Source organism: Maricaulis sp. (genome assembly GCF_030149425.1).
Taxonomy (GTDB): domain Bacteria; phylum Pseudomonadota; class Alphaproteobacteria; order Caulobacterales; family Maricaulaceae; genus Maricaulis.
The window spans coordinates 47,002-57,220 of record NZ_JASBRQ010000058.1; the positions used below are offsets into that span (position 1 = coordinate 47,002).

General features: G+C 61.6%; 14 protein-coding genes. 4 read left to right on the top strand and 10 right to left on the bottom strand.

Annotated features, from left to right (window positions below; genetic code table 11):
* Positions 1-92 precede the first annotated feature (92 nt).
* Together Q1V57_RS10155 and Q1V57_RS10160 are read left to right on the top strand one after the other, a co-directional pair.
* Positions 93-1,094 (top strand): GlxA family transcriptional regulator, encoded by a 1,002-nt coding sequence (locus Q1V57_RS10155; protein WP_300530219.1) that lies wholly within the window; start codon positions 93-95, stop codon positions 1,092-1,094.
* On the top strand, positions 1,091-1,774 hold the full coding sequence (locus Q1V57_RS10160; RefSeq protein WP_300530220.1) for a DJ-1/PfpI family protein: 684 nt from the start codon (positions 1,091-1,093) through the stop codon (positions 1,772-1,774). Before Q1V57_RS10155 ends, Q1V57_RS10160 begins: the two co-directional genes overlap by 4 nt.
* Here Q1V57_RS10160 and Q1V57_RS10165 read toward each other — a convergent pair.
* Complete coding sequence (locus Q1V57_RS10165) at positions 1,771-2,223, bottom strand: MmcB family DNA repair protein (RefSeq protein ID WP_300530222.1); 453 nt, start codon at positions 2,221-2,223, stop codon at positions 1,771-1,773. The genes Q1V57_RS10160 and Q1V57_RS10165 overlap by 4 nt on opposite strands.
* Before the next feature lie 92 nt (positions 2,224-2,315).
* On the opposite strand from Q1V57_RS10165, the gene Q1V57_RS10170 reads away from it, so the two are divergent.
* Entirely contained in the window at positions 2,316-2,729 is a 414-nt protein-coding gene (locus Q1V57_RS10170; RefSeq protein ID WP_300530224.1) for a metallopeptidase family protein, read from the top strand.
* Between the two features lie 15 nt (positions 2,730-2,744).
* Here Q1V57_RS10170 and Q1V57_RS10175 read toward each other — a convergent pair whose 3' ends face one another.
* A complete protein-coding gene (locus Q1V57_RS10175; protein WP_300530225.1) occupies positions 2,745-3,449 on the bottom strand; it encodes an NAD-dependent deacylase in 705 nt (234 codons plus the stop codon).
* 77 nt (positions 3,450-3,526) lie between these two features.
* On the opposite strand from Q1V57_RS10175, the gene Q1V57_RS10180 reads away from it, so the two are divergent.
* Complete coding sequence (locus Q1V57_RS10180) at positions 3,527-4,312, top strand: FRG domain-containing protein (RefSeq protein WP_300530227.1); 786 nt, start codon at positions 3,527-3,529, stop codon at positions 4,310-4,312.
* A 242-nt stretch (positions 4,313-4,554) separates the two neighbouring features.
* Here the strand turns inward: Q1V57_RS10180 and rplS are convergent, their stop codons facing one another.
* The 8 genes from rplS to Q1V57_RS10220 all read right to left on the bottom strand — a co-directional run.
* Positions 4,555-4,953: a 50S ribosomal protein L19 gene (rplS, locus tag Q1V57_RS10185; RefSeq protein ID WP_300530229.1), complete on the bottom strand. Its 399-nt coding sequence runs from the start codon at positions 4,951-4,953 to the stop codon at positions 4,555-4,557.
* Positions 4,950-5,687, bottom strand: a complete 738-nt coding sequence (trmD, locus tag Q1V57_RS10190; protein WP_366145131.1) for a tRNA (guanosine(37)-N1)-methyltransferase TrmD — start codon at positions 5,685-5,687, stop codon at positions 4,950-4,952. Before trmD ends, rplS begins: the two co-directional genes overlap by 4 nt.
* A 69-nt stretch (positions 5,688-5,756) precedes the next feature.
* On the bottom strand, positions 5,757-6,407 hold the full coding sequence (locus Q1V57_RS10195; RefSeq protein WP_300530233.1) for a hypothetical protein: 651 nt from the start codon (positions 6,405-6,407) through the stop codon (positions 5,757-5,759).
* Positions 6,408-6,612: 205 nt separating this feature from the next.
* The gene (rimM, locus tag Q1V57_RS10200; protein WP_300530235.1) at positions 6,613-7,155 is read right to left on the bottom strand and encodes a ribosome maturation factor RimM; all 543 of its coding nucleotides are present in this window, start codon (positions 7,153-7,155) and stop codon (positions 6,613-6,615) included.
* 101 nt (positions 7,156-7,256) lie between these two features.
* A complete protein-coding gene (gene rpsP / locus Q1V57_RS15915; RefSeq protein WP_366145128.1) occupies positions 7,257-7,718 on the bottom strand; it encodes a 30S ribosomal protein S16 in 462 nt (153 codons plus the stop codon).
* A 38-nt stretch (positions 7,719-7,756) separates the two neighbouring features.
* The gene (gene ffh, locus Q1V57_RS10210) at positions 7,757-9,328 is read right to left on the bottom strand and encodes a signal recognition particle protein (protein WP_300530237.1); all 1,572 of its coding nucleotides are present in this window, start codon (positions 9,326-9,328) and stop codon (positions 7,757-7,759) included.
* Positions 9,329-9,586: 258 nt separating this feature from the next.
* Positions 9,587-9,778, bottom strand: a complete 192-nt coding sequence (locus Q1V57_RS10215) for a hypothetical protein (protein WP_300530239.1) — start codon at positions 9,776-9,778, stop codon at positions 9,587-9,589.
* Between the two features lie 121 nt (positions 9,779-9,899).
* On the bottom strand, positions 9,900-10,219 hold a 320-nt coding region (locus tag Q1V57_RS10220; protein ID WP_366145129.1), incomplete at its 5' end, for a hypothetical protein.

Consider the following 10,219-nt stretch of genomic DNA (forward strand, 5'->3'; position numbering starts at 1 on the left):
CGTCCGCGGGCGGGAAAGCAATGCCCGCGTGTGGCCCAAAAAAGCAATAACCTGTACTTTAGGCCAAAGCGGTGTGCGGCTAATGTGCCGGTATGAGTTCTGCGCGCACCCTGTCCTTCCTGATCTATCCTGGTTTCCAGCTGCTCGATCTGAGCGGGCCACTGGCGGTGTTTTCCGGTGCCAACACGGCCCTGGGGCGGACCGCATACGCCTTCAATATCGTTGCTGAACAGACCGGTCCGGTGGTCGCATCCTGCGGTCTGAGCGTTACGGCCACGCACAGCTATGCCGATGCGCAATCCGGCTTGGCCGCGACGGATACCTGGTTCGCTCTGGGCGGAGAAGCGCCCGAAATCGAGGCGGAGCTGGCCCGCGGGTTGATTACGCCGCTCTTGCGCGCAGCTCATGGCACGGCGGCGCGGCTGGCCTCGGTCTGCACCGGGGCTTTCTTCCTTGCCGAAGCGGGCTGTCTGGCTGGCCGGCGGGCCACGACGCACTGGTGGTCGAGCGACCGGCTGGCCCGGCGCTTTCCCGCTATTGAGGTCGACGGCGATGCCATCTTCATTCAGTCCGGCCGCATCTGGACCTCAGCCGGTGTGACGGCGGGAATTGATCTGGCGCTGGCCCTCGTCGAACAGGATCATGGCCGGGACGCGGCGCTGCTGATCGCCCGCCACCTCGTCGTCCCGCGCATGCGCCATGGCGGGCAGTCACAATATTCTTCTGATCTTGCCGTACAGCACACCCAGGAGCGGCGTCTGACCGGTCTGGCAGATGCGGTAAGGGCCCATCCCGACAAGCGCTGGACCGTCGATGCGCTGGCGCAGCGCGCCGGGGTCTCTCGCCGGACCCTGTCCCGGCTTTGTCGCGATGAGCTGGAGACCAGCCCGGCGGGGCTGGTGGAAAGCATCCGTCTCGATGCCGCCCGTCAGGCCCTGGTCGAGACGGACCTTGCCGTTGAGCGCATCGCGGAACAGAGCGGTTTCGGCAGTGCCCAGCGCATGGACCGCGTCTTTGGCCGCCGTCTCGGCCTTGCCCCGCGCGCCTTCCGGTCGCGTTTTCGTTCCCCCTTCGCCCAGGAGACCTCCAGATGAGCCAGACCTTCAATATCGGCTTTCTTCTCTTTCCCAACCTGACCCAGCTCGACTTCACCGGTCCCCTGCAGGTGCTCAGCCGCTTGCCCGGAGCGAAAGTGCATCTCGTCGCCAAGACGCTCGAGCCGGTGCAGACCGATTGCGGACCCTTCATCCTGCCGTCCATCACCCTGGAGCAATGTCCGGATCTCGATTTGATCTGTGTCCCGGGTGGTTTCGGTGTCGATGACGCCATGCGTGACCCGCAGACGCTGGCCTTCCTGCGCCGTCAGGGCGCACAGGCGAAATACATCACCTCGGTCTGCACCGGCGCCTTCATTCTTGGCGCCGCCGGATTGCTCAAAGGCAAGCGCGCAACGACCCATTGGCGCTATCACAGCGCCCTGGCGGATGTCGGTGCGATACCCGAGGAGGCGCGTGTGGTTCGCGACGGCAATGTCTTCACGGGCGGGGGTGTGACCGCCGGGATCGATTTTGCCTTTACTGTGCTCAAGGAGCTGGGCGGCGAAACCCTCGCCGAGGCGGTGCAGCTGGGGCTGGAATATGATCCCATGCCCCCGGTCGATGCAGGATCGCCGGGCAAGGCGTCTGAACCGGTGCGGGCGGCGGTCGAGGATCGTTTCGCTCCGCGTATCGCGGAATTTCGACAGGCGCTGCGCGAGGTCGCAATCCCCAGCTAGTCTTCTCCGGCGCGCATCAGCCGGTCGGCGGCGGCGCGGGCGAAGCGCAGGGTCACCGCCTTACGGCGGGCGGCAGCGAGTTTCTGCATCGGGCTTTCGCGCACAATGGCGCCGCCAAACCCGTCGGCGATAATCAGGCCGGTATCGGCCGGAATGAGATCGTGCGGGAAACGCTGGGATACGGCGAAATAGAACATGTCGCAGAACTCGCCATACTCGTTCCACTTATTGTCGGCGCGATAATCGGCGGTTCCGGATTTGACCTCGATAATGGCAACTTCACCCTTGCGGCCAACACAGAACAGATCGGCGCGCCGGCCGCCTGGCAGGGAGAATTCCGGAATGGCGCTATAGCCCAATTGCCAGAACAGGCGTGCAGCGCCGCGCATCAGGGCCTGGGCATCATCGATGTCGGGGTTCTGGGCCGAGGCCACATCCTGCAAGTTCATGCTCGAATTATGTTCCACATTTGTTCGCAAGACAAGGCGGGCCGCAACCCCACCCCATTGGCGCGGCGCCACCGCGCGCCTACATAGCCATCATGTACCCGCACCAGATTTCCGACCCGCTCGCCATTACCGCCGTCGATTTCGAGCGCATGGCTGCGCGAGCCTTCCAGGCTTTACCCGAGGCGATGCGGGCGCTGAGCCGCGATGTCGAGATTTTTATCGCCGACTTTGCCGAGCAGGATGTGCTGGACGAGTTCGAGATGAGCGATCCCTATGAACTCACCGGCCTGTATAGCGGCGTTGATCTGACCCAGAAATCGATCAGCTATGCCCAACCATTTCCCGACCGGGTCTTTCTCTACCGCCTGCCGATCCTGGCAGAATGGGTGGCACGGGGCGATGAGACGATCGAACACCTCATCCAACATGTCCTGATACACGAAATCGGCCACCATTTCGGACTCTCGGATGAAGATATGCACGCGATCGAGGATGGATTGCGTTAACCCTTAATTAAGGACTCAGCCCACCATCTCTGCCACCCAGGCTGGAACCGACTGCGTGGCCTGGCCATTTCGAACCTCGTCGAAGACCGGTGAGGTGTCGGTGGTCTCCAGATTGATCTCGATACAGCGCGCGCCGGCCTCCTTGGCCACCTGGCTGAAACCGGCGGCGGGATAGACGGTTCCGGAAGTGCCAATGGCCACGAAGAGATCACACGAGCCGAGCTGATCAAAGATCAGATCCATCTCCATCGGCATTTCCCCGAACCAGACGATATGCGGTCTCAGACCGCCCGCCCGGCGGCAATTGAGGCAGGGCAGGTCGGTGGTGATCTCGTCAAAGGCGTCATGCACATAGCCGCAATGCTCGCAGCGCATCTTTGACAGTTCGCCATGCATGTGGACGAGGCGCTCCGAGCCCGCCTTGTCGTGCAGGTCGTCGACATTCTGGGTGACCAGCAGGAACTCCCCGCCACGGGCGATCCAGGCTTTTTCGAGCTCCACCAGGGCGTGATGGGCGGCATTGGGCGTCGAGGTTTTCAGCCCGGCCCGGCGGGCATTGTAGAAGGCATGGACCTCTTCCGGCTTGGCGGCGAAGGCTTCCGGTGTCGCCAGCTCGCGCCAGTCGAACCGGGCCCACAGGCCGTCCGGGTCGCGGAAGGTGCCAAGGCCCGACTCGGCGGAGATGCCGGCGCCGGTGAGAATGACGAGATTGGAAGACATGTTGTGGAGCTTATTGCCTTTCGCGATCGCTCAAATAGTGTGTTTTAGCTTATCTCGTCCTAGAGGAGAAAACGTTGATGCGCGCCCCTACCTATGTCGTTGAGCGCGGTATGGTGACCGTCGGCAATCTGACTGATTATCTGAAGGCGGTTCGGGAATACGGGCATAATCTGTTGTCACCGCTGCTCTACCGAGGGCAATCCCAAGACTGGGACCCAATTCCCTCAGCTGCCCGTCATGGATACTATGAATACAGCGAGCTAGGGGCACTCGAGCGCTGGCGCCAGAACGCAACAGGGGTCTTTGGGCGTAACATCGAATCTGGCACTGAGCTGGTTTGTCTTGCCCAACATTATGGTGCCCCAACACGACTTCTTGACTGGTCTTTTAGCCCACTTGTCGCGCTTTGGTTTGCAGTAGCAGACGGAGCTAATCAACGGCACATGGAGATCGCCGGCGATCTTGATGCCTATAATGGTACCCAAGATGATCCACCAGACGGGATGATATATATCGCTCTCCCAAAGCGTTGGTTGCAAGCCGAAGAGGATATCTTCTCTATCACCGAAGCAAAGCAAGTGAACCCTTGGCATTCCTTGCCAAGAGTTACTGCGCAGCGGTCCGTCTTCACGGTTCACCCACTTCCGATGTTGAGGCCGATCAAACGTGACTACATACAAAAAATTCGTATTCCCGGCGCGCTCAAAAGGTCGTTTTTCGACGAACTAAACTGGCTTGGGATAAACGCGCTAAGCCTTAAACCGGACCCTGAAGGGTTGTCTGAGCATACTCGATGGATGTCGAACAATATCGCGACAAGAATTGTCCCGAGGTTCGAAGACGGACGAGCACCTACGAAATAGCTGCTTCGCGCAAACCACCCCATTGTTTTCATGCTGGCTTTTCGCCGCAGTGTCTCCGCGCCGTCAAGGCGCATGCCCGCATAGCGGCGCCGGAGGCGGCCTTGACGGCGCGGAGACACTGCGGCCCACTGGCTGTCATGAAAACAATGGGGCCCTGTGGGTCTCTTATTCCCCCAAGCACAAAAAACCCGCCAGCTCGCGCCGGCGGGTCTTTGTAATCGCATCTGCGATGAAGGCGGGGCTTAGCCCTTTTTCTTCGGCTCGCGGCGCTCGATGCCGTGACCGGTGGTGCGCTCGGCGATACGTGCGGACTTACCGCGACGGTCGCGCAGATAGTAGAGCTTGGCGCGACGGACTTTACCGCGGCGCTTGACTTCGATCTTCTCGATCATCGGCGAGTAGACCGGGAAAACGCGCTCGACACCTTCACCGAAGGAGATCTTGCGGACGGTGTAGCTCTCATTGAGGCCGCCGCCGGACTTGGCGATGCAGACGCCTTCGAACACCTGGACGCGTTCGCGCTCGCCTTCCTTGATGCGGACGTGGACGCGCAGGGTGTCACCGGCGTCAAACTGCGGCAATTCCTTATCGCCGAGGACGCGGGCTGCTTCTTCCTGTTCAAGCTGCTCGATCATGTTCATCGTGCATTCTCCTTGCGCCGCTTGAACCGCTCGTAAAGGTCCGGCCGGCGCGCCTTAGTAATCTCTTCCGCCTGTTTTCGGCGCCAGGTCTCGATCTGACCATGGTGCCCCGATAACAGGACCTCTGGGATCTCCCTGTCCTCCCATACCCGCGGTCGGGTGTAGTGAGGATATTCGAGGAGATCACCCTCGAAACTCTCATCCTCGGCCGAAGCCGGGTCACCGAGTACGCCGGGGAGGAGTCTCACACACGCTTCGATAAGAAGCTGCGCGGGCGCCTCGCCCCCGGCCAGAACGGCATCGCCGACACTGACCTCTTCCATTTCGCGGCCCTCGATGACCCTTTGATCGAGGCCTTCGAAACGTCCGCAAAATACGACAACACCGGGACCTGCCGCCCATTCCCGAACCCGGGCCTGGGTGATGGGCTTGCCCCGCGGTGTCATATGGATCAGCGGCCGTTTCTCACCTTGCCAGCGAGACTGTACCGCATCGATCGCTTCCGCTGTGACATCCGGCCTGAGCACCATACCAGCGCCTCCGCCGGCCGGGGTGTCGTCCACGGAGCGGTGCTTATGACGGGAAAAATCCCGGATGTCCACAGTTTCTAGCGCCCAAATCCCGCGATTCGCAGCTGTCTGGATGATGGATACACCCAAAGGGCCGGGAAAGGCGTCCGGGAACAGGGTCAGGGCCGTGGCGGTCCAGGGTAATTGCGGCGCGTCATGGGTCATGGCGCGCGGGTTTAGCAGGGATGGAGCAGCCGGGCCAGCCATCAGGCCCGGCGTCCATCAGGACCGGACTCAGCGGCGGCCGCGGCGGCCTCGCATATTCTGCGGGATCAGATCGAACTGGGTGATCGACTCGCGCGTACAGGGCGGGTTGATGATGTCGTCCGTATTCTCGGTGTCGGGACGAACATATTTGAAGCAGACCATACCAATGCTCTCGGCGTCTGCCGGGGCATAGGTCAGCTCTTCCATGGCCTCGAGCGTAAAGCGCTCGAATTCGGCGGCGTAGCGATAACGCCCATCATCCTGCAGATCGCTGGTTGCGCACTCGATCGCGGTCTCGCCGACTGATCCATCCGCGGCGACGAGGTTTTCGACAATGCACAGCGCAGTGACGTCATTACGGAAAGCGCCGCGGGGATAGCCGAGTTCCGGCACATTGCGGACCTGGCGTCCCAGCGCCCAGCTGCCAGCCTGGCGATACAGGGAGATGAAGCGATAAAACGGCAGGTCGTCTTCGCTGACACTGCCGATCAGGCCCTGACCCATGCCGGCCAGCGCGGTCTCAACGGCACCACCGTCCGTCGTGCCCTCCGGGCATCGGCCCGACGAGACAAACTCGCCATCATCATTGGCTTTGATTTCTATCGCGCAATCGACAAATTCGATCGGTTCGGCGTTCTGCACCAGAAGTGCGGTGGCCATCATACCCAAGGCAAACATTGTTCGGCTCCCATAATGCACACGCCTTCACCGCCCGGTCTTGCGCCCGGCTGACGAAGTGAATTTTGAGGCATACTACCTGTCTGCACGGTCGGCGATCATGCGCCGGCGATGCCGCACTGAATGCAGCTGCCCCTCCCCAGAGGTAGAAAAGACTAGCTGTGTGACCTCAGGGATCAAGCCGTGCGGCCGGTTGCATCACACATCATTCATCACTTGCAGGCGCGTCGCCTTCGATTTCCTCAAGCGGATCAATGGTAACCAGCTTGTCGATGATGGAGATGTGGGGGACCTGTTCGCGGGTGAAGGGGATCATCCAGGCGCCCTTGCGGTCCGGCGTGTCGACGATCTCGAGCAGATCACCGCCGCCGAAGTCATGCACCGCCCGGATACGGCCCATCGGGGTGCCGTCGAGAGCCTGGACTTTCAGGCCCAGCAGGTCGGAATGGTAGAACTCGTCCTCTTCCAGCTCCGGCAGGGCCGAGCGCGGAATGAAGAGTTGGGTGCCGCGGGCGGCCTGGGCCTGTTCGCGGGTGAGGTTTTCCTTGAAGGCGACGACGAACCCTTCTTTGGCGCGGCGGTAGCGCGCCGGCGTGAAGACGGTTTTGCCCTTGGCATCGAGGAATGGTCCGTAAGCGAAGGCCGCTTCCGGTTCGCCGGTGAAGCTTTTCACCTTGCACTCGCCCCGAACGCCGTGTGCGCCGGCGATGGCCGCAACGAATACGAGATCAGGCGAGGTTTTGGACATGAGTGTGCCCTGTATCGTCATCCCGGCGAACGCCGGGACCCCGAGAGGGCGCGCATTGCGGTCTCGGGGTCCTGACGTGCGTCAGAATGAGCAGATCCGTCCTATTCGGACTTCTCTTCTTCAGCAGCAGCCTCTTCGGCCGGAGCTTCTTCAGCAGCGGCTTCAGCTTCTGCGGCAGCAGCCTCAGCGGCAGCCTTGGCTTCAGCTTCGGCTTCCTTGCGAGCGGCTTCTTTCTCAGCCTTCTCTTCCAGGCGCTCTTTGGCCTTGATGCCCGGCTCGCCCTTCTTCGGGTTGTTGCCGGCTTCCCAGGACCAGGCGTCAGCCTCGATCTGGCTGATGAAGCGGCCAACGCGGTCGGTCGGCTTGGCGCCTTTGGCGATCCAGGCCTTGACCTTTTCCATGTCCAGCTTCACGCGCTCGCCGTCTTTCGGCAGCATCGGGTTATAGGTGCCGATCTTCTCGATGAAGCGGCCATCGCGCGGCATGCGGCTGTCAGCGACAACGATACGGTAGTAGGGACGCTTCTTGGCGCCGCCACGGGCGAGACGAATTTTCAGAGCCATGATGGATATTCCTTGGGTTTAGTCGTTCAAATTCAGGGTTATTTCTTGGGCAGACCGATCGGCAGGCCGTCCGGTCCGAGTTGAGGTGAGCCGCCCAGGCCGGGAAGGCCCTGCGGTGCTTGGCCGCCGCTACCGAGACCGGGGAGCTGCGCCCCGCCCCCTGGCATTCCTTGAGGCGCGTTACCGCCGAGCAAATCCTGTGTTGCCTTGCCGAGATCAGCCGGGTTCATACCAGCCGCGCCCGGGGGCATGCCGCCCGGCATTCCACCGCCGCCGAGCATGCCGGCGAGACCGCCGCGGCCTTTCTTGCCGGCCTTTTTCATCATGTCGGCCATCTGGCGGTGCATTTTGATCAGCTTGTTGACGTCTGCGACCTGGACGCCGGCACCAGCGGCGATGCGCTTCTTGCGGCTGGCCTTGAGGATTTCCGGCTTGGCGCGTTCCTGCTTGGTCATCGACAGGATGATGGCTTCCTGGCGGGACAACATCTTGTCGTCCATTCCTGCGGCCGCAGCCTGGGCTTTGGCCGCCTTGTTCATGCCGGGCAGCAGCCCCATGATCCCGCCGAGACCGCCCATTTTCTTGAGCTGGCCAAACTGTTCGCGCAGGTCTTCCAGGTCGAACTTGCCCTTGGCCATTTTCTTGGCCATGCGCTCGGCTTTGTCCTGGTCGATCTCGGCCGCAGCCTTTTCCACCAGGGAGACGATATCGCCGCGGCCCAAAATCCGGCCGGCGAGGCGTTTCGCGTCGAAAGCATCCAGCCCGTCAGGCTTTTCCGAGACGCCAAGGAATTTGATCGGCAGACCGGTGACATGGCGCATGGACAGCGCCGCACCGCCACGGCCATCGCCATCCATTCGCGTGAGAACCAGACCAGTCAGCGGCAGGCGCTCATGGAAGCGCTTGGCGGTCTCGACGGCATCCTGACCGGTCAGGCTGTCGGCCACCAGAAGGGTTTCATGCGGGCGCGTCGCATCGGCAATCGCCTGCGCCTCCGCCATCATGTCTTCGTCGATCGAGGTGCGGCCGGCGGTGTCGAGAATGACAACATCATAGCCTTGCAGCTTGCCCGCACTCATCGCCCGCTTGGCAATATCGACGGCGCGCTGGCCCTCGACGATCGGCAGGAAGCCAACACCGACCTGTCCGGCCAGCTGCTGCAGCTGTTCCATCGCCGCCGGACGGCGGGTATCGAGCGAGGCGAGCAGGACTTTCTTCTTGTGCTGCTCGGTAATTTTCTTGGCGAGCTTGGCCGAGGTCGTGGTTTTACCCGAGCCCTGTAAGCCGGCCATGAGGATGGCGACCGGCGGTTCGCCTTCCAGGTTCAGGCCTTCCGGCTCGCCTTCGCCACCAAGCAGGTCAACCAGGGCGTCATGGACGATCTTGACGACTTGCTGGCCTGGCGCGATCGACTTGATGACGTCTTCGCCAACAGCCCGTTCGCGGATGAAGGAGGTCGCCGTCTTGACCACGGGCAGGGCGACATCAGCCTCCAGAAGCGCGACACGAATCTCGCGCAGGGCCGCATCGACATCCTTTTCCGACAGGACGCCGCGTCCCGTCAGCCTGTCGAATACTCCACCCAGTCGTTCTGTCAGCGCGTCGAACATGCGTTCGCCTTCCTCAAATCCAGTTCACCTGCAAGCCAATCGGCATAGGCTATTAGCCCCGCTGAGCGAAACCTTCGCCGAGCGGAGTTCTCGCCTGCCTCCCTTTCCCAGATGGGAAGATGTGCAGGTAAGACAAGCCTCAGAGCTTGCGTGATGGAGCGGGCCGTCTACGCCTCTTGTCCAGAAGAGTCAAGGAATGCGGTGGGTGATGCGGTCGCGGATACGCGGACAGTCCCCATTTCGCCCGCTGGCCCGGTGCTAGTTCGCCCCGGGCGTGTCAGCGACGGCGAGAACCGGGTTGGCGGTCTCGGTCTGGGCGATGTGGAGCGAGCGCGGTCCGTCCTGGCTGGCGAGCAGGCCGCCATACAGTGACGCTGCGACTGCACCGAGGGTGAGCCACAACAGGGCGAATTTCATGAAGGTACGAACGCTTGACTGGGTCCGGGCCATGACACTCCTCCTCCTGTTCGAGCACACGACTAGTCCACCGCGAGTCGATTAACAGGGTACTACTCAGAAGGGTGAAATGACAAACTTCGTTAATTGGGACTAAATTTAGCGAAACTTGGAATCAAGCTTTCGCCGTCTCGCGCAGGGCCTGATAGAGCTTGTGTCCGCGCAGCACGAACCATAGACCGGTCCACACATTGCCGAGGAAGAATATCGGCAGGATCCAGAAAACCCGCACCAGATTTGAGCGTTCCGCCCAGAAAATGATGACGGCGCCGATCAGAAAGCCGAGATAGAGATCCCACATGGCGACGATCCCCCAGGGATCTGAGAACAGCCAGTCGCCCGCTCCGCCGAAGTCACCAGTCCTGATCGCCCAGGCAATAAGGGCGACCAGGACCAATGAGGGTGCAAGGACGATAAGGCGGATAGTCGGGGGCA

Coding starts and splice junctions, on each gene's coding strand:
- ffh (WP_300530237.1), bottom strand. CDS start 9,328: ATGTTCGACGCGCTGACAGAACGACTGGGTGGAGTATTCGACAGGCTG.
- Q1V57_RS10180 (WP_300530227.1), top strand. CDS start 3,527: ATGCGCGCCCCTACCTATGTCGTTGAGCGCGGTATGGTGACCGTCGGC.
- Q1V57_RS10175 (WP_300530225.1), bottom strand. CDS start 3,449: ATGTCTTCCAATCTCGTCATTCTCACCGGCGCCGGCATCTCCGCCGAG.
- Q1V57_RS10165 (WP_300530222.1), bottom strand. CDS start 2,223: ATGAACTTGCAGGATGTGGCCTCGGCCCAGAACCCCGACATCGATGAT.
- rplS (WP_300530229.1), bottom strand. CDS start 4,953: ATGAACATGATCGAGCAGCTTGAACAGGAAGAAGCAGCCCGCGTCCTC.
- Q1V57_RS10170 (WP_300530224.1), top strand. CDS start 2,316: ATGTACCCGCACCAGATTTCCGACCCGCTCGCCATTACCGCCGTCGAT.
- rimM (WP_300530235.1), bottom strand. CDS start 7,155: ATGTCCAAAACCTCGCCTGATCTCGTATTCGTTGCGGCCATCGCCGGC.
- Q1V57_RS10215 (WP_300530239.1), bottom strand. CDS start 9,778: ATGGCCCGGACCCAGTCAAGCGTTCGTACCTTCATGAAATTCGCCCTG.
- rpsP (WP_366145128.1), bottom strand. CDS start 7,718: ATGGCTCTGAAAATTCGTCTCGCCCGTGGCGGCGCCAAGAAGCGTCCC.
- trmD (WP_366145131.1), bottom strand. CDS start 5,687: ATGACCCATGACGCGCCGCAATTACCCTGGACCGCCACGGCCCTGACC.
- Q1V57_RS10195 (WP_300530233.1), bottom strand. CDS start 6,407: ATGTTTGCCTTGGGTATGATGGCCACCGCACTTCTGGTGCAGAACGCC.
- Q1V57_RS10160 (WP_300530220.1), top strand. CDS start 1,091: ATGAGCCAGACCTTCAATATCGGCTTTCTTCTCTTTCCCAACCTGACC.
- Q1V57_RS10155 (WP_300530219.1), top strand. CDS start 93: ATGAGTTCTGCGCGCACCCTGTCCTTCCTGATCTATCCTGGTTTCCAG.